Annotated in this window: 15 protein-coding genes; 6 read left to right on the plus strand and 9 right to left on the minus strand. The window is 60.9% G+C overall.

The features are described from left to right. Window positions 1-106 precede the first annotated feature (106 nt). Window positions 107-4,237, plus strand: coding sequence for an RHS repeat-associated core domain-containing protein (locus U1738_RS14620; protein WP_332789793.1), 4,131 nt, complete (start codon window positions 107-109; stop codon window positions 4,235-4,237). A 306-nt stretch (window positions 4,238-4,543) separates the two neighbouring features. Here the strand turns inward: U1738_RS14620 and U1738_RS14625 are convergent, their stop codons facing one another. Genes U1738_RS14625 through traA form a run of 3 tightly spaced genes read right to left on the minus strand, consistent with a single transcriptional unit; the run spans window position 4,544 to window position 8,799 of the window. Beyond that, a complete protein-coding gene (locus tag U1738_RS14625; protein WP_332789794.1) occupies window positions 4,544-5,332 on the minus strand; it encodes a hypothetical protein in 789 nt (262 codons plus the stop codon). Beyond that, on the minus strand, window positions 5,326-5,967 hold the full coding sequence (locus U1738_RS14630) for a hypothetical protein (RefSeq protein ID WP_332789795.1): 642 nt from the start codon (window positions 5,965-5,967) through the stop codon (window positions 5,326-5,328). The genes U1738_RS14625 and U1738_RS14630 overlap by 7 nt, the downstream gene beginning before the upstream one ends. Before the next feature lie 9 nt (window positions 5,968-5,976). After that, window positions 5,977-8,799 (minus strand): Ti-type conjugative transfer relaxase TraA, encoded by a 2,823-nt coding sequence (traA, locus tag U1738_RS14635; RefSeq protein ID WP_332789796.1) that lies wholly within the window; start codon window positions 8,797-8,799, stop codon window positions 5,977-5,979. Window positions 8,800-8,970: 171 nt separating this feature from the next. On the opposite strand from traA, the gene U1738_RS14640 reads away from it, so the two are divergent. From U1738_RS14640 to U1738_RS14650, 3 genes are all read left to right on the plus strand, one after another. Next, complete coding sequence (locus U1738_RS14640; protein WP_332789797.1) at window positions 8,971-9,279, plus strand: conjugal transfer protein TraD; 309 nt, start codon at window positions 8,971-8,973, stop codon at window positions 9,277-9,279. A gap of 31 nt (window positions 9,280-9,310) precedes the next feature. After that, window positions 9,311-9,520, plus strand: coding sequence for a conjugal transfer protein TraD (locus U1738_RS14645; protein ID WP_332789798.1), 210 nt, complete (start codon window positions 9,311-9,313; stop codon window positions 9,518-9,520). A 113-nt stretch (window positions 9,521-9,633) separates the two neighbouring features. Then, entirely contained in the window at window positions 9,634-10,137 is a 504-nt protein-coding gene (locus U1738_RS14650) for a Ros/MucR family transcriptional regulator (RefSeq protein WP_332789799.1), read from the plus strand. Window positions 10,138-10,156: 19 nt separating this feature from the next. On the opposite strand, the gene U1738_RS14655 is transcribed toward U1738_RS14650, so the two are convergent. From U1738_RS14655 to U1738_RS14665, 3 genes are all read right to left on the minus strand, one after another. After that, entirely contained in the window at window positions 10,157-11,059 is a 903-nt protein-coding gene (locus U1738_RS14655) for a HEPN domain-containing protein (RefSeq protein ID WP_332789800.1), read from the minus strand. 130 nt (window positions 11,060-11,189) lie between these two features. Next, window positions 11,190-11,531 (minus strand): RNA polymerase sigma factor, encoded by a 342-nt coding sequence (locus U1738_RS14660; RefSeq protein ID WP_332789801.1) that lies wholly within the window; start codon window positions 11,529-11,531, stop codon window positions 11,190-11,192. Next, window positions 11,528-12,268, minus strand: a complete 741-nt coding sequence (locus U1738_RS14665; protein ID WP_332789802.1) for an ArdC-like ssDNA-binding domain-containing protein — start codon at window positions 12,266-12,268, stop codon at window positions 11,528-11,530. The genes U1738_RS14660 and U1738_RS14665 overlap by 4 nt, the downstream gene beginning before the upstream one ends. Window positions 12,269-12,280: 12 nt before the next feature. Here U1738_RS14665 and U1738_RS14670 point away from each other — a divergent pair, with 12 nt between their 5' ends. Both U1738_RS14670 and U1738_RS14675 read left to right on the plus strand, forming a co-directional pair. Beyond that, the gene (locus U1738_RS14670) at window positions 12,281-12,616 is read left to right on the plus strand and encodes a helix-turn-helix transcriptional regulator (RefSeq protein WP_332789803.1); all 336 of its coding nucleotides are present in this window, start codon (window positions 12,281-12,283) and stop codon (window positions 12,614-12,616) included. 375 nt (window positions 12,617-12,991) lie between these two features. After that, window positions 12,992-14,794 carry a hypothetical protein gene (locus U1738_RS14675; protein WP_332789804.1) on the plus strand — a complete coding sequence of 601 codons (1,803 nt, stop codon included), beginning with the start codon at window positions 12,992-12,994 and terminating at the stop codon, window positions 14,792-14,794. A gap of 128 nt (window positions 14,795-14,922) precedes the next feature. Here U1738_RS14675 and U1738_RS14680 read toward each other — a convergent pair whose 3' ends face one another. The 3 genes from U1738_RS14680 to ybiA form a co-directional block, all read right to left on the minus strand. Next, window positions 14,923-15,951, minus strand: a complete 1,029-nt coding sequence (locus U1738_RS14680) for a PfkB family carbohydrate kinase (RefSeq protein WP_332789805.1) — start codon at window positions 15,949-15,951, stop codon at window positions 14,923-14,925. A gap of 63 nt (window positions 15,952-16,014) precedes the next feature. Then, the gene (locus tag U1738_RS14685) at window positions 16,015-17,886 is read right to left on the minus strand and encodes a hypothetical protein (protein WP_332789806.1); all 1,872 of its coding nucleotides are present in this window, start codon (window positions 17,884-17,886) and stop codon (window positions 16,015-16,017) included. 37 nt (window positions 17,887-17,923) lie between these two features. Beyond that, on the minus strand, window positions 17,924-18,442 hold the full coding sequence (gene ybiA, locus U1738_RS14690) for a riboflavin biosynthesis intermediates N-glycosidase (protein ID WP_332789807.1): 519 nt from the start codon (window positions 18,440-18,442) through the stop codon (window positions 17,924-17,926). Window positions 18,443-18,927: the final 485 nt, after the last annotated feature.

The raw sequence follows: 18,927 nt of genomic DNA on the forward strand, positions 1-18,927 counted from the left end.
ATCGCGGCCTCATTTCGATTTCATGATCATGTCACAAACATGAGCAATCCTGATTTCCCTAAAGAACTGGTTCAGATTCGAGGCCAGCAAAGATTCGGGGGAAAAGATGAAAGCGAAGCTTTTGTTCTTGCTTGGTTCGTCGATCATCGCGAGTGGTGTCCTTCTGCCATCTGTAGCTATCGCGCAATCCGCCAGTGATCAGCCCGCGCCACCGGAACGCTATCAACGTGACGAGCGCGGCGTCGATCTTGTCACGGGCAAATTCTATTATTCGTCTTCCGAAATCAGCATCGGAGATGCCGGCAATGATTTCGGATTGTCCTATTCTCGCATCCAGCGCGACCGAGGGTATGACGACGATTATACGACCGGCTTCACGAACGCTGGTGGGTACCTCAACGTCACCATCGGTGTCACGACTGACAAGTTTAGCTTCTCGCACAATGACAGCGTCAACGGCACAGGCGCAACGATCTCGACGAATGCTCAAGGACATGTCTACACGACCGCGGATGGAGTAGTGTATCAGTTTAGCGCCTCGGTCCGGTCCGAGGCGGTTCGCGTTGCCGCAGAGCGCGTAGTCAAGATCACCTACCCCACCGGCAAGATCGTCGACATCACCTACGATCTGGGACAGGTTCCTTTTTGCGCTGGCGGTTGTGGCAACTACCAGATCAGTCGCGTCTCGACAGTATCGAGCAATGATGGATACCGCCTGCTCTTCAGCTATCGATACGGTGGCCAGGAGGGGCTCGATCAGGGCAACGCACCAAATTGGATGGCGATTGGTGGTGTCGTCGCGGCGAACACGGCCGAACAGAACTGCACTATTCAGACCTGTTTTCTCGATAGTCCGACGTGGAACAACGCGCGATACTCGTCCGCCGGCAACGTCGAGTTACGAACGAACGCCGAAGGACGAGAGACCGGCCTTACCTATGATACGGCGGGCCGCATCGTGGCGATCAGACCGGCAGGCTATCCGGAAAACTTCCTTACCCTTGCCTATGACGAGGGCAACCGGGTCATTAGCTACTCCAAGGGTGGCTCGACCTGGCAGTACAGCTACGCGGCATCGGGCAATGACCGGACGACGACAATAACGGCACCTTCGGGCCTGCAGACCATCGTCACCGGCCTTTATGATCAAAAGCTGCTGACCGGCGCTCGGATCGGTAGCGGAGGAACCACTCGGTACGAGTACGACAGCGGCAATAGGCTGAGTTCCATCATCAGCCCTGAAGGCAATCGCACAAACTACACACGCGACGGACGCGGCAATATCGTCACGACTAACACTGTCGCGAAGGGTGGAACCGAGCAAATCTCAACCTCTGCCACGTACGCAGCGTCCTGCCCGACCGGTGCATGCGATAAGCCGGTCACCACGACCGATGTTCGTGGACAGGTCACCGACTATGAATATGGCGCAGCACATGGCCAGGTCACCAAGGTTACCTGGCCATCGTCCGGCAACGGTGCACCTCGTCGTCAGAAGACTTTCGATTATCAGCAGCTGTACGCCTACTATCGCGACGCGGCTGGCACATTGGCACAATCCGGATCGCCGATCTGGAAGCTGACAAAAACGACCGAATGCTCGGTCGCGACGACGTGCGTGGGCACCGCTAACGAGACGGTGACCGAGATCGCTTACGGTACGCCCGGTCAGCCCAACAATCTCCTGCCCACCAGCATCACCGTACGAGCTGGCGACAATTCGGTCGTTACAACGACGACGATAAGTTATGATCGTTACGGTAACCCCGTTGCTGTGGACGGACCGCTCGCTGGCGCTGGTGACACGCTAGCAATACGTTACAATCGCATGCGAGAGATTGTCGGTCAGATCAATGCCGCTCCTGCGGCTGACGGATCAGGCACCAGGCGGGCTACCCGGATTGGACGTGACGGTGCCGGGCGCGTCAGCTCCTTCGAAACTGGCACGGTCGGCGGGCTGGACGATGCCGCTTGGAACGCATTTTCGACCGCGCAATTGGTAACGGCGCAATATGACGCAAAGGGGCGTCCAAGTGCTAGGGTTGCGCTGGGCGGATCCGTTTCGCAAATTACCGACTTTACCTATGACGATGACGACCGGTTGCGCTGCGCCGCAGGGCGTAGTGGCGGGGCCTCGGGTGATGCTTGCACGGTGCTGAACGGCGGCGGCAGTTCAGACGACGTTCGGGAGACCGTCTACGGGGCCGATGGACGGGTCTCGACCCAGAAGCTGAATGGCGTGGCCCTGGCTCGCTATGCGTACAGCGCAAATGGTCAGATCACGAGCGTCACAGACTCCAATTCAAATTTAACGAGCTATCAATATGATGGATACGATCGGCTGCTGCGCACAACTTATGCTGATCAGAGCTATGAATATATCAACCGCAATGGCTACGGCGACGTGACTTCGCTACGCCAGCGCGATGCATCCTCAATTTTCTACGGGCGGGACGCACTGGGGCAGCTTACCGCCGTCAGCTTGCCTGCAGGCGGTTCGAACAGCAATATTTCCCGGGGTTATGATCTGCTGGGTCGCCTTACCTCGGCTTCGAACGGTAATGGTCAGGCACCGTGGACGAACACAATCTCGCTGGCGTATGATGCACTCGGCAATATGATGTCTGAGACCAGTGATCTTGCCGGGATCGGAACCCGCGCTACCTCGTACCAGTACGATTCCTCCGGTAATCGCACGCGGATCACTTGGAACGACGGGTTCTTCGCCGCTTATGAATATCGTACAGATGGGCTATTGCAGCGTGTCCGGGAAAATGGCGGCATGGTGTTGGCTGAGTATGGCTATGACCCGCTAGGCCGGCGGATCGCGATGACGCGCGGCAACGCCACGTCGAGCGGCTATGGCTATGATGGCCTTTCACGTCTGACGAGTCTCTCGCACGACCTCGCCGGCACTGCGGCTGATATCACCTATGGCACCACCTTTGACCGACTGTCGCGTACCACGATCCATACTCTGTCCAACGACAGTTATTCATGGACAGGGCAGATCGCTGCAGATCGCGCCTACACGCCGAATACTCTGAACCAGTATGCCCAGGTCGGAAACAGTGCGTTGGGATATGATGGTCGCGGCAACCTGATTTCGGATGCCAATGCTGGAATCAGCTACGGCTATGACACACTCGGCCATCTGACCGGATCCAGTACGGGTGCGCAACTTGCCTATGATGCGCTGGGGCGATTGTCGTACACTGCCGTCAATGGCGCTGGCGTCACGCGCTTCGGCTATGCCGGTGATCAGATGATCGCCGAGTATGATGTCAGCGGCAACATAGTTCAGCGCCATGTTCCCAGCACCGGCAACGACGATCCGGTTGTCAGCTATGGCCCGCAGGGGCGCAGTTGGTTCTACGCCGACGAGCGTGGTTCCGTAGTCGCGACCGCCGACGATGGCGGCAATGCCAGTCAAATCATGAGCTATGACGAATTCGGCATCCCTGGAGCCAGTTACACATCGCGCTTCCAGTATACCGGTCAGGCTTGGCTTCCGGAACTCGGGATGGCGCATTTCAAGGCGCGCTCATACTCGCCAACCCTTGGGCGCTTCATGCAGCCAGATCCGATTGGCTACACCGACGGGCTGAACCTCTACAACTACGTCGGCGGTGATCCGGTGAACAAGACCGATCCGAGCGGATTGTACGATATCGAGATTGGCGTAACCGCGAGATACCGGTACGAAAACGTATTTCTTACGTGGGATCTTGACAGATATTTTCGAGGTGCGCGTGAAAGTCGTTACGAGCGAGGTGATGGCGCAGGCGATGAGGGAAATGTCATCGTCACGGCAAAAAAGCAGCAGCAAAAACAATGCCCTGCTGTTCCTTCAGGTCCTGGCAAGGCTGCGCTTGATAGAAATATCCGAGAGGGAGCCTTAGATGCCAAAGTTAACTCCTTGGATCCGTTCTCCCCAGAAATCGGAGGGATAAATCTGAGCAACGTTTCTAATTTCACTGCGAAAGTGGCTCCATATGGACCGCAGGATTATAAGATCAGAAATAATAGTTTTGCAGTTTTCGGTAACTTCAATTACGGCGCTGTCGGCGCGGCATACGGATTCTCTCTGAAGACACTTCTGGCCCGTGCAGCTAATGTTCAGACCTTTATGGATGCGGTGACATTAAAAGGGATAAATCTCGGCGACAATCTGGACGACCCGGGACCGATTACCGCTGGCTACAATTACTACGTCAACAACTGTTTTGCCCGATGAGGATAATGTTTAATCTTAACATTGTTGCTGCTTTGGCTGCGGTTGGGCTGGTTATCGGCCTTTGCTCGTGCGGGCAAGGCAAGCGCAATGTAGACGAGCGCATCCCCTTTCCAGGCTCGCAAGCGGTCCTGCTTATAGAGAGCGATGCTTATGGCGGGGGAGCGGGGTCGGTGTATCGCGACGTGTTGATTGTGATTGACGACCAACGCGAGAAGATCGTGGCTAGCCGAAGTCTCTATCGCCTGAAGGTGTCGGTTGAGAATAATGGCAGGGTTGTTGTGATCAGCGCCTGTAAGGGAAGGATATTCAGTTCCAAGCAAACATCGACCATACCCTATGGGGATGCTGCTCCAGTCCAAATTCGAGCTGAGGTGACAAGCTCCTGCGGAAGTTAACAAAGGCGGCGTGCCGCCGACCGAGATCATCTCTGAAACTTCGCCGCAAGAGGAGAAATCGACTTTTGACAAATTCAAAGCCTGCACTGCCGCTCAGTATGGCTTCGGCGATGGCAAGACGGCTACCGGACTTGGTCTCGTCGATCGAGCCGACCTGCGATTCGTCGCGCAAGCCGAGCGCCTCGGTGAGGGAGGCGCGGATGTCGTTGTAGAGGACGGCATGGGCCCGCGCCCTGCTGATGGCGCCATAGGCGGCGCGGGTAGCGACGGTGTTGGCGCGGAACAACTCCAAGTGGGCGATGACGTGGGTTTCTGAAGCCCCCTGGGCCGAATGGATCGTGCGGACACCGGGGCGCGGCTTGCCCTTCGCACCTTTACGAAACATCACGATGTCGCCGGGGGTGTAGCTGCGGGCCTGTGTGGCCTCGGCGCGCGTGAGGCTATGCGGTTCGAGAACGGTCGCGACCATCGCCTCGTCGCCGAGCTGGCCTTCGCGCAGCAGCGTGAGCCGAATTTCGTGGGTGAGGTTCCGGCGTCCTTCTCGGGTCGGGTTGAGGGCGAGCGTCCCGGCGCGGTCCTCGGGTGACAGCTTCGGGCAGGAGACGGTCAGCTCGGGCCGCAGGGCACGGCCGGGCGCGGTTTCGTGGGCATCATCTTTTAGAACACTTGGTGTGGTCCTAGTGATGCTGACAATCACCATTGGTGTTTGCGACGGCGCAGCTTCGGTATTTCCGGCTCAAGCGTTGGAACCGCTGGCGGACTCGAAACTGACGTGGCTTCCTCAATGCCTATCAGGCGGCCTCCTGCCACGTGTCGCTCCATCCGCAAGACGCGCGTCGCCATCCATTCCGGCACCTGCCAACTGGCCGGTAGGGATCGGGCAACCGCACCTGGCAGGATCGCCATCAGCACGGTCGCGGCGAGCGCACCGCCGCATCCGGCCTGGATTACGCGACGCCACTGACGATCAGCCGCCTGCCCCCGCTCGACGATCCCGTCGACCCGGCCGATCGAGTGAAGCAGGACGTCTCGGGTTTCCATGAGCATAGCATGGTCCGCGGCACGGACTTCGGCACCCGCCTCGACGATCTCCGCGGTCCGCGCGCTCTGCGATAACCGGAGGATCGGGAGGGCTTCGATCTTCGCGATGCCGGCTGCTACGCCTTTCAGATCGTGAACGATCTGCCCGAGCGTCAGGCTGTAATCGGGGATGCGCTCGCGCGCGGCGGTCAGCCCCTCGAGTGCAGCGCGCGTGAGACTGACCTCCCCGCGTAGCGTCTCGAACGCCTGGATGATGTCGGTGGGCGGGGCAGTTTGGGTACTATCATCGGTCATGGCCACTGCTTAGCGGCCGAGGCCTCGCCCAAGCGAGAGGACGCGATGTCGCTGGAGCTCCTGGGACAAAGATTGTCCGGTAACCTGCCCGATCCCGAGCTCTTTCGTGCGATTGCGGAGTAGCGACTCGAGCTGCGGGTCGCGATGCAGGCCGTCGGCCATCTCCATGATGCTGTCTTTCGCACGATGGATGACAGCGTAATCGCCGCTCTCGCTGATCTTCTCCAACCCGCGCACCTTCTGTTGCCAGTCGGCGACGAACCGGTCGGCACGCTGCGCCGTGTCGATCCTGATCTCAGCTTCCAGCGCCATCGCCCGGATCGCGGCGTTTGTGCTGCCGGTGGCGGCCTGTTCGATGACGCCGCGGTCGGCCCACATTGCGGCGCGCAGATCGCGCGCGCCATCCGGCCTAACCGCTTCCACCGCTTTGGCAGCATCGGTAAACGCGGCGCTCTGGTGCGGCAGCTCCTCCAGACCGCGATCGCGCATTGCGAGGATGCCGACTGCGGCACGGGCATAACGCTCGACCGCTTTGTCGAGCGGCGTCCTTTCTGGCGCGGCCGGCACTGCTGGCGTGATCCTCAGACCCTCGAACGGATTGCGCGATGGCGGTGGTGATGCGCCCCGCTCCTGATCGACGATGGGGCCATAATCCGACGCCATATCCTTGCCGCGTTCGCGCGACAGCGCGCGCACCAGCTTGCCCTGGTCGGCGAAATCGTCGCGGCCGTAGTGGAGGTCTACGCCGTCGCGGTGCCGCGACAGCGCAACGTAGGCGGCGTGGGCGTCCAGCCCCGGCGTCGCCAACACATGGACCCGGTCGACCGTCACGCCCTGCGATTTGTGCACGGTCGCGGCGTAGCCGTGATCGATCTGGTTATAGTCCTTCACGTCGAACGCGACCGACCGACCATCATCGAGCATCACCGCCATGCGGCTTTGCGTGACCGACTGGAGTTGCCCAAGCGTGCCGTTCTTCACGCCAAGCTCGCGCTCGTTCTTCAGGAACATGACGCGGTCGCCGCTTGCGAACTGCCGCTCACCGCGCTCGGTATGGATGACGACATCGTCGCCAAGCTGCTCGTGCACACGAAGCCGTTCGCGCGCGGCGAGATTGAGCTCGCGAACCTCGTCATTGGTGTGGGTGAGGATGATCCGCGTTGCATCCGGCGCGCCGGCCCGGTCGCGGTCCCAGCGGTCGATCAGCTCCTCGCGCGCCTGCTCGCGCGTGGCGGCGGCGTGCACGCTGCCCCGCTCGTTATAGGCAGCGATTGCGTCGGCCGTCCGCCCCGTCGCCAGCTCGCGCGTTGCGCTGCGCTGCCAGTCCTGGCGCTGGCGGCGGATGTCGGTGATCTCGACGCTGCCGTGACGTTCCGCGGTCGAGCGGAACGCCGCCCCCGCCTCGATCGCCTGCAACTGCTGCGGGTCGCCGACCAGCACGACCTTGGCGCCGCGCTTTTCTGCTTCGGCCACGACGCGCTCCATCTGCCGCGTGCCGATCATCCCGGCCTCGTCGATCACCAGGATCGAGTGCCGGTCGAGCAACTCCCTGCCCTGCCCCCATTGATGCTCCATGCTCGCGATCGTGCGCGACGCGATGCCCGAGCCGCTCTCCAGGTTCTCGGCGGCGATGCCAGATAGGGCAACGCCGTGGACGGAATACCCCGCCCCCTCCCACGCTTCGCGCGCAACGCCGAGCATCGCCGACTTCCCCGTCCCGGCATAGCCGATGACGACGCCCAGATCCTTGGCGGCAGTGACATGCTCCAGCGCGCTGCGCTGCTCCGATGACAGGATCATGCCGCGTGCCGCCGCCCTTGCGAGCGCGATGTCGCGGTCACGGTCAGAGACAGCGTGCCGGTCACGGTTCGCCATGATGTCGGTCGCGCGCGCGAGCCGCTGCTCGGTCTCGATCATGTCGCGGCTGGTGAAGCGAACTTCGCCGCGCCCGTCCTTGCCGAGTTGCACGAGCTCGGGTGCGGTCCTTACCGCCGCCAACACCTGGTCGTACTGATCCTTCCCGTCGCTATGGCGATGCACGAACATCGCCAGGTCGCGCGTCGTGAACGTCGCTTGATGGCGCGTGATCGCGTCGAGCGCGAGCGCTGGGTTGGCGATCAGCTTCTCGCCATTGGCGTGGGCGATCTCAGCGTGGTCGGCGAGGCGCTCGGACTCCAGTCCCTGCCCCGCCATGCGCGACGCCGCGGGACCGATCTTGTGCTGCGGATCGAGGTCGATGCCTTGCGCGTCAAGCGAGCGATGATCGACCCGCGCGTCAATATCCAGCTCGGCCAACCGCGCGTTAACATGCTCGGCCCAGCGCTCGCGCCACTTCTCGAGCAGGTCGGTGCGGTTCCAGTCGCGGTTCTTTGGGCCAAAGCCTTCTTCGCCGACCTCTCGGGTGGTCAGCATCACATGGGCATGCGGCTTGGCGAAACCGTCCGCGCCGATATCCCAATGCACGTTGAGATCGGCGATCATGCCGCGCGATACGAACTCGTCGCGCACGAAGTCGCGCGCCAGCGCGATACCGTCCGCCTGCGACAGCTCACGCGGGATGGCGAACTCGATCTCGCGCGACAGCTGCGCGTCCTTACGCACCTCGACCGCCTCGACCTCGCTCCACAGCCGCTCGCGATCCGACAGATGATCCGGTGCGCCGTCCGGCAACAGCACCTCGGAATGCACGACACCGGCCTTGTTGGAGAAGTCGTGGGTGCGGCCCAGCCGCTGGTCGTGCAGCCGCGACGCCGAACGATACGCAGCCGATGCCAGCGCACTGGACCCAGCGGCCCGCGAGATCACCTTGGCCGAAAAATGGTAGATCGCCATGACGGCCATCCACTTACACTACACAAGCGACGTCGGCACGACGTATAAGCGCGCCCTCGAAAATATTCATTTATCTCGGGACGGCCGCGTCCCACTAAATGTCACGCTGTTTACGCTGATCAACCGCTTCGATAACTGGTGCGTCCTCAAGACGCAATTGAGGAGGATCCGATGCGCAAACCACGTAACTTCGATTCGGAGCTGAAGGCACTTGGCGACAAGGCAAAGCTGCTCAGGGAGCGCCGGCTGCATCAGCTAGGCGAGCTGGTCATCGCAACCGGGGCCGATGCGCTTTCCGTGGAGCAACTCGCCGGACTTCTGCTCGCCGGAATCGAGAGCAGGGACGCGAGCGCGAAGGAGAGCTGGCGCAAGCGCGGCGCGGCCTTCTTTCAGCGGACGGCGCGGGCTGCTGGACCTGCTCGCGACCACGCGGGCGGCGCTGCGCCGGGCGGAGGCGGCACGACATCGGCTGGAGGCTAGACGTGCGCGAACAGACATACGGGCCTGGGTCGTGACGCGCCGCGAGCGCACGGGCCAGTTGATCGAGCTCGGTGGTTTGGTGGCAAAGTCCGGCATCATCGATCTGGTCGATGACGATCGCGCGATTATCCTTGGTGCGTTGCTCGATATTACGGTGCTGTTGCAGGCTGACGATCGCGATGAGATGATGACACTGTGGCGACGGCGCGGAAAACGGGCTTTCGATACTTCCACCGCGTGACCAGTCGCTTTATTGCGCGATCCCCATTAAATGATTTGAGTGCAGGGCATGGTGGGAACTGACACGGTTCAAATCGACAACCTCTGCCACAATAAAGATAAGGGTACGCCAGAATGACCGAAGACTTTTCACCCAACGCTGTCGTGCTTGCCGCCGAACTGACGATCGCCTGGCTTGGCAACGCGACCAATCGCGTCTCGGCTGAAGACGTGCCGGCCTTCGTGCGCGCAATGCATGCCACGGTGAGCGAACTGACCGGTGCAGCGGGCACCGGTGCTGCCGCAACGGATAGCGCCGCCTTGGCCGAAACATTTACGCCTGCAGTGACGGTGCGCAAATCCCTGGCGTCCAGGGATCACATCATCTCGATGATCGACGGCAAGCCGTACCGCACCCTGCGACGTCATCTCACCACCAATGGCATTACGCCCGACCAATATCGCGAGCGCTACAATCTGAAGGCCGACTATCCGATGGTCGCGGAGAGCTATTCGGAAGCGCGCCGCGCGATGGCGATGAAGATCGGCCTCGGGCAAAAAGGCCGCGCGGCAAGATCAACAGCCGCAAAGCCCGCAGCAAAGCCAAAGCGCGCACCACTTGCGGTCAAGTTTGACTGAACGCGCAAGTGCCGGGGGATCAAAGATCGCCCGGCGCGAGCCGCGCCTCGCAGACCTGTTTTACCAGTGCCTGCAGTACGGCGACACGCTCGCCTAGCCAGCGCAGTTCGTCATCGCCGATCTCGTAATGCGGCGAATAGCGCGCGTTGACATAGGCCTGGCGGAGCAGCTCGAAACAGCGCCGGCTGAACCTGTCGTCGCGCGGCCAGGCCGCGATCAATTCCGGCGCGATCTGCTCGGCCTGCGAGCGCAGGAAATTGAGCCGGTGCGACTTTGGGCTGTAGAGCGTCATCACAAGCAAAGCGCAGTGATAGAAACGTTCTGCTGACTGGTGAAAATTGAACGCAGCTTCTTTCGGTCGCCCGATATCTCGATAATATGCTGCGCCCTTTGCAAAGGCGGCAGCGCTTTCAAACCATTCTTGAAAATAGCCCTGCGCTTCGATGCGTGCTTCCTCGGGCGGAAGATCGCGCGGTGCGGCAAAACAGAACCCCTCGGCGTCGTAAAGCGCAACACCCTGTTTAACGATATCGACGAAGAATGGTCGCCCGCGTTCGAGCTGAGCGTTCACGTCATTCAGGCAATGAACGATCAAGCTGACCGGCGCGGTCAGCGCATTGGTAATCGTCGTATCCCGCATCAGCCGATCTTCGGCCGGTGACCAAAACTCGAACTCGGTTAGGCGCTCGTCGCTTACGACGGCGAGGATGTCGTAATCGGATTTGTAGCCGCCAACCGGATCATCGACCCAGTCGCCCCGCGCATAGGATCCGTACAGCACCAGCTTCAGGATGCGCCCTTGTTTGGCCCATTTCTGATTGCCGCGCGCGTGCGCGGCTTCGAACTTCTCGAACAGCACGCGAACGACGTGCGCCAGTTCGCGCTGTTTGGACTTGGGAAGATGGTCGAGGGTATCGCGCATGAGGTGATCCTAGCGAGCCATGACAGGAAAGCACAGGCTCGCCCGGCTGCCATCGGACGAGCCCCGCGCGGGCGTCAGATCGCAACCGGGCTGCCTTGCGCCTGGATTGACCGGCGTGCAGTTCGGGCAGTCAATTCCGAAGTCGCGCAAGGAAGGAATGCCAGCGGCGTTGCCACGGCGTGCGCTCGTCGCCATTCAGGTAACGCGAGAGTTGATGGAAAGCCCTCGCGACGTGCCGCTCGACCTGCCGCGGCGTGATGCCGACGATCCGTCCGATCTCATCGTAACCGAGGCGGTCGAGCCGGTGCGCGAGAAAGATCTCGCGCGTGAGGCGCGGCAACGCGCGCATCGCACGCTCCATCGTCGCAAGTTGTGCCGGGTCGGCCGGGATGTCGTCCGTGGCGGAGTTGGAGATGGTGGATTGCCCGGACGTCCGCTGGGCGCGCGTCAGCGCGTTTCGTGGGTCGATCATGCGCCCGCCTCCCGATCGATCGCATCGCCAGCGTCAGGGCAGAACCCAGGCAGGAGATCCGCCGCCTTGCTGGCAGCGCTCGCGGCGCGGAAAATTCCCTTCTCGCCGCGCCGCACGGTCCCGCCCGCTGCCTCAGCCTGCCACCCGGTCAGCCAGCGTCGCGATCTGAACCGCCCATTGGTTATCGCCGCCCCCAGGATCAGCACGTTGATCCCTGAATGTCGTCGCCCGATCAACGCATTGTGCGGCATGGTGCAACCACCCGCCGCTGCATTTCGCGGCTGAACCCAGGGCACCCGCCCTGCCTCAAGCCCGGCAATCACGCGAGCCGTCACCTCTGTATAGAGGCCCGCTCGATCCCGTGGCGTCCTGTTCTTCATCTTACCTTCTCCAAAACCACCGCAACCGGCGCCGGAATGGCGGGGGTGGGCGGCAGGAGCGGACCGGCAGGCCCGGGCAAGCGGCGGGTTGCACCCTAAGGGCCGGAATGAAATGGAGGAGCCGGGCAAAGCCCGGCTTGCGACCCGCCGTGACGGGCCTACCGGAGAGCGACGCCCCTCCCCGCCAGGTCGCGTGCCGGAGGCACACGCCGATCGCGCAAGCGATCGACCGCATGGCCGGGCGGCACGCACGGCCAATACGTCAGTGATCGCAATCCGGATGGACCGGGACGCATAGCGGCCCGGCGACGCGCCAGCGGCGTAGAGCACGATGTCGCCAAAGCGGCAGACGCTCATCCAATTTTGCCGATGGATGCTTACGCCAAGGCTGGTTTTACATCGCCACCACTCGCCGGCGTCGAGCTACCTCTTGCACCTATAGGGAAGGAGGCATTTTCTGCTCGACGCCTCTTACCGCAGCATCCCCGGGATATTATGGCCGACCAACACGAACGCATCCTGCGCCTCAATGCCGTCCTTGATCGCACGGGGCTTAGCCGGTCCTCGCTCTACCGTAAGGTCCAGAGCGGCACGTTTCCAAAAAGCGTGCAACTCAGCGAGCGATGCGTCGGCTGGCATGCCTCCGCGGTCGATGACTGGGTGCGCAATCCAATTTTCTATGATGCAAACCACCGCCGCGCCTGACCAATTGTGCGCGGTCACCGCCCTGACGTGTCGAAGCTGGTTATTAGAAACTGCTACTTGCCAAGGGCGGGAGAGTAAAGGTCGGGCTGTTCGCATCGATATTGTGCGCGAGGCTGTGAATGTTACTGTCAACGCCGATGACGAGACCGCAATCTGGGCGGCGCGGGTAAAGCTGCGCTCTCGAAACGATGGTGAGCAGCGCGCTTAAGATGTTTGATCGACTGGCCCAGCAGCCGCTTCAACTCGTTTAGTTGGAAGTAACGATCTACGAGTTGAAAACATCGAGTGACAAGTCGAAAATATTTCCCCGTACGTGAGTGATCAGGATATCTGCCCTGCGACCATGCGAGCCGTTGGCCTAGAAGGAATCAAGCGATGACAGCGAAAAAGGCCCTGATAGACTTCGAGGGCCGGGTCGACCGTCATATTGTCGCGCTTCCAATATGCAGCCTGAGCGCTCGAGCCTTTCTCGCCGGTCTCCACCGATACCTATTCCAGTTTCGCAATGCCAATGTACAGGGGCTTACGGAAATCCCGGGGATGGCGGACAGGTTTGTCACGCGTCTCAGCGCGCTCATAGGGATTATCGTCAATCTGCCCAATGCGCCGAGCCGCGAATCCGCGAGCGACATGATCGAGACGTTCCAGGCCGCGGATCCAGACGGTCGTCAGTTCACTCAGTTGCTGAGCTATATGGCCTTTTCGGAGACAATGCCGGAAGTCCACAAGAACTTGTACGATATCACAGACGATGGGGTCACGTTCGAGCTCAAGCACCACACCTCGGCGTCCGCCGACTTCGAGGCGCGCGACATATTGCTCAGCGAGCTCGCACTAGTCTTTCCGCTGGCCGAAACGCGAAAGCTTGATCCGGAGCTAGACACGCTTGCCGCCATGGCGCCCGAGCATGACGCCGTGCTGGTCGAGGCGCTGCTCAAGCGCAAGATGCTACGGCTGCTGGGGGGCATGGCGGAGCCGAACCTCGTCACCGAGGCCGGCATGCGTAATATTTTCGGTTTCAAGTACAGGACGTTCTACCTAATCCGTACGGCTCTTCTGGCCTATGCCGAGTTCTGCGCGGAGATGGGATGGTCGCTTGCCCTACGCGATGGGGTCAAAGGCTCGTCGGAAGAGACGCTCGAGTGGATTTCCGTCAGCTACAATGCGGAAACGTTCATTGATCTGCTCGTGACGCTCTCGCAAACAAAGCGGACACAGGTCGAGCGTATGTTGGAACTGCTTAGCATCGACTTCCGCAGGACGCCCGCCCGGCATCATGGCGGCGATGGGTTCTTTCCCCCGTTTGCCAGGTTCGACGACTTCTTCGTATTCTCACCAGAGCTCGTAATGACGCAGACCCATTTGCGCAATCTCGTCTCCGCCTTCATTATCGAACAGGCCGCCAAGGTCAAAGAGGGGGAGGCCCAGCAGACCGACCGTTCCAACCGGACGCGAAAGGATCGACCCAAGAGCAAGTTCGACACGCACGTCTCAAAGGATCTTGAGCCGGTGCTGATCGGGCAGGCACAGGCGCTCTTCCTGAACAGCGGAGCCTGGAAGGTTAAGCCTAACGTCAAGTTCAGAAACGGCGGCGATGTCGGCGAGCTCGACCTAATCGTCGCAGGACCGAGAGGACCAGTCCTTCTTATCCAAGCCAAGGGCATGCTGCCGCCCCATGGCGCCCGCCTGACCCGCAATCTCGCCGACCAGATGAAGAAAGGCCTCGCCCAGATCCGCAGCTTCCGAGATCTCCCCATCGACGTGCAGGAGCGAATCGCCAGCAGAGCTGTGGGCCGGCCGGTCGCGCACGCGGACATACGTCATAGTCTACTGGCACGGGCGTGCTTCGGCACTCCCGACATCGTGACACCCGGCCTCGACGTGAGCCTAGTCACTCTGCCTATGCTTTCTCTGGCGCTCGGAAAGATGCGCGCGGAGGCCGATCCTATAGATGTGGACACGCTCGTCGCACGCGTCACGGAGGTGGAGCTGGCATTTTTGGAGGCGGCGGCACCAAAGTGGTCGCAGATGCCTTTCACGGTATCGGATCGGCAGATCGTCCAGCCGCGGCTCGACTTCGACGATCGAGCAGTTGATGTTTGGCGTCGAATTTCCTGGGAGGATTCTGTGATCATGCCCGCCGACCCTGTGATGCGACCGAAGCCATCTAAGACCTAGTGGCATCCTTATTTCCAAGCCAGCCACAAGAGACTGCAACTTCCATGGCTCATCGACGAATACTTGAGGTTCTGATACTTGATCAGGGCATATGTCTCGTAAAGATATGCACAAACCCCACGATATGCTTAACCTGTACGCAGACCAGCGTATCGCCGCTCCAGACCATGAGACGCCAGATGCGCCCGGAGGCGATCAATGCCACCGATCGGCTCCGAGCTCCACGGCTGGGACATGGCGAGATCGGTCCCCTGCAGATACTTGATCACGCTAGCGGAACCGAGATTGCCGAGCGCGCCTCTAGCTCCGGCGAAGCCGCAGTTCAGGGCGGCGAGGCTTTGGCCGAGGCGCAGACCGAACAGGATCAAATCGGGGGTCGGTAGCTCACCGGTCCAGTTCTCCAAGATGGTCGCGATCACCCCGCTGGAAACGGCATCCCCCGCACCCGCCGAATCGACTAGAAGTGGCGCGCGGACTGCATCGAGATGGTGATGCTCCGAGTCCTCGTGCCCACCCATCCGCACCTCAAGGCCGCGACGCCCATCGGTGAGGATCTGGATCGGGCTCGAGTACAATAGCCGCCCAACAAACTCGTGTGCCCTTTGGGACGATATTTTGAGAATATCGACGTACGGCTCGACCTCCGCGATCTCGACATCGCAAGACAGGTCGGACGGCTCGAAGAAGGTCAGTGCACCACCCGCCTTTGCCCATTTTGCCACAGCGATGATGGGGGACGAGAGGCGGTCAAAGTAGAACAGGCGGGGCGGGGCCGAGGCAAGGAGCGCCAAAATATCCGCATCTTCCAACGGGCAATATCGGGGGAAACGGGCGCCCGATGCGGGATCGTTCAGAAGGAAGCGGTGATCGGCGTCGCCGGGCATGACTTCATGGACCACTACAGGTGTGGCTATTGACGGATCTCTGCGGACATGGGTCAGACACACGCCCGCATCATCTAGATCCGAAAGTACGAAGGAGGCCTCGGCATCATCGCCAAGGCGCGACACCAAGGAAACGTCGCAACCGAGCGCCGCGAGCGTAGCGCTGACATTTCCACACGAACCGCCCGCAGCGAAGCGGACCTGATCCGCACCATTCTGGCAAACCACGTCTAAGGCGACAAACCCGGTGGTAAGAACATTTGAGTGGCTCAAGTCGTTAAAGCTCCCGCCCAAAACGAGGTGATAGGAACATATATAGAACGTTGGCTGATCGATTCATAGTGTCATTGCGTCAATCGAAAAGCCACTGCCCTTGATGCTCAGGCGTTGGAGATATGCGACCAACCCATCCGGACCCCGGATGCCCGCCGGCAGCAAGTTCCAGCAGCCCTCGCGATCACCACTGACCCGATCCACGCTCAGGCCGAACGGGCTATCGAGCAGCGAGTAGTCGTTCCCGGGAAAGCCGCCCGAGTCGCCGATCCGCAGGATGTTCGGCGATGGCTTGCCACAATGCGCCGCAAGGGCATCGAGAACGTTCCGCTTGTCAGTGCCCGCCTTAAGGACGTCGACCGAGTGGCCGGAGGTCAACACCAAAACACCCTCGATAGACTGGGCCGCGATGATCTCAAGCACCAGCTCCCTGATCGAGCGGACAGGGAAGACGTCACTTGTGATGCACAGCTGGACCGTCTGATCCTTAATCGTCAGCGCGTCCGCGGCGAAGCGCTCGTTGAGCTGCGATTTTATCGCCATCAGCCCGTCACTGATGGGCAAGCCGGCGCGATCGACAGCTTCGTCGAGGCTCATGCACAGCCCACCGTTATAGTAGCCGACTATCACCTTCGGCCACAGGCGCTCCGGGAGGCACGACCTTAACGCTACACCAACTGAATCACCGCGACCCGTGGCAAAGGCGACCGGTATTCCGCTTTCGAGCATGGTTCGAAGCGCCGAGACAATCGCGGAACCGGGAGGCTCCTGCCGCGCGTTCGACCAAACCAGCGTGCCGTCATAATCGAGGACCAGCGCATCAAACCAAGTGGCGGAGAGACGAGCCCTAAAACCGGCTTCGGCGTCGCGCCAAGCTTCGGGGTCCGCCGAAGCAGTGGCGCGACTGGCAACCTTGCGGGCAACGGGCGTGATTGCCGGCGCCGCGCCCGCGACACCGAGCAAAGCCGGTGAATGGTAAATACGTCGTCCGAAATCGGGAACGCCCGGCCTGCCCGGATCGATGCCCCTCACCCACCCCGCCACATTGGTGACGACCATCGCTGTCCAAAGGCCGGAGAGAACCAAGGACGGGTCGGCGCTATCAAAAAAGACGATCGAACGCGGGATCGACGGGGGCAGTTCACGGTCGAGCTCCGCCCACAACGACGCCGTAACGTCCGTGGCAAGCACTAGGATGCTGAGCGACCCTCCTCGCTTCGCTGCCCAAAGATGTCGTCCGTGCGCAAAGTTCCTAAGGTCGACGGCCTCGACGTTCATTACGGCAGCCTCCCACAGGTTAGTCTCCACCAACCGCGCGGCATCGGCGAGCAACGGATCGAATAGCACGAACAGAGTCTCGCGCATGAACAGCGCAGGTCCTTCCCGCGAGAGCGCCCCGGCCGCCGCCGGCAGTTTGCTCAGTGGAATAGCGTCGTCGCCTCCACGACTGGCGCGCAGGATCGCCGCCGTCGAGAGCATCAGTGTGTGCGTGGCGAGGAAACCGTCCTTCTGATCCTCAGTGGGGAAAACGAAAAGCTCGAGGTGGCGGTCGCGGGCGGCCTGAGCAAGAAGCGAGTCGGCTTTGTTGCAGATTACAATGAGCCGGCCAGGTTCTGCGCGGACGACCGCCTCCATTGCCGCGACGATATCGGGATTGCTACCCTCGGCACTCACCAACCAGACGCAGACACCATGGACCGCAAGGGGGTCGGTAATCACTTCTAGGGGCGTCATGGCCCGGGCAGACACCCGGTTGCGACGCACGATCTCGTCAGCCAAAAGGGCGGCAGTAACGAGCGACCCCCCTGATCCGATGGTCACCACCGGAAGGTCGCCGAGCGTGTTGATGGTGGACGTAAGCGCCGACACATCGAGCCGCCGCGCATAGTCGAGCGTCTCCGAAATGGCGTCCAATCGATCCTGATAAAAGGTCATGCGCCCCTCTCGCGCACGACCGACTAAATTGAAAGCTTCAACCGATCGCGGCGCGAACGGCGGCGTCGGACTGTTCCAAAGGCCTCTGCACTTTAAGGCGGCCGGCTGCGAGATCGGCGCGTACTTCCATCAAAAGGACGCCGAGCATATTCCGCCCTTTCCCGTTGACCTCCCCCCATGTTCGATTGACTGCGTTATCGACGGTCGCAGCCTCGATGAGACGCGCCTCTGCCGTGCCGACGAGCAGCTCGGCGAGATCGCGGTGTTGCGTGAACTTCGCGTTGAGGACGTCTCGCATGCGATTGTACTTTATTCTCGACCAATCTGAGACGATGTCCCAGCTGTAAAGTCCATGCGCCGCCATTGCGACAAGTGCCGGCGAGGGCGCGGCAAGAAGCCAAGCGCGAACCTCCGTCTTCCTTGCCTTGCCAGCTTGGTAAGCGTGCTCGGAGGTCGCGAAGATCGTGTCTTCGAACAAAACCGGACGCCGATAAAGGTTGCTGAAGGCCCCATATGGCTTTTCATTGGCGCGGTAGAACCGGATCTCGTCCTGCATGCCGCCCCTTGCGATGATAGCTAATTATCGCATAAGATACTATGCACGAATAAGGCGGAGGTCAACTGGGAATGAGGAGAAAGGGTCGTCCGCCATCTTCCGCCGATGGAGCGCGGGAGGCCGTCGAGCTAATTGTCTCCTTCCGGAAAAATCACCACTGGAGCGAGGCTCGCCTAGCTCGAGCCGCGGGTGTTTCACAGTCCGCAGCACACCGCGCGCTGAGTGAAGGGCAGGCCCGCTGGACACCGGCACTTATCGCATTATCGTATTATGCAAAAAATAATGCGGGTGAGGAGCATTCAATGGCCGAAATTCCACCTGGGCCTTTGTCTGCGCTCGCCCGCCTCTGGGACGGATCGACCGAGGACGCTGAAAGAATCACTCGCTTGCTTACTATGGTTGAAGAGTTCCGGAAACCTTGCGAGAAGGCCGGATCGATCCACTAATGATCGATGTCGCATCGGCGCGGTCCGATTGGTCTGAGA

The organism is Parasphingomonas caseinilytica, assembly GCF_036663755.1.
Taxonomy (GTDB): Bacteria; Pseudomonadota; Alphaproteobacteria; order Sphingomonadales; family Sphingomonadaceae; genus Sphingomonas.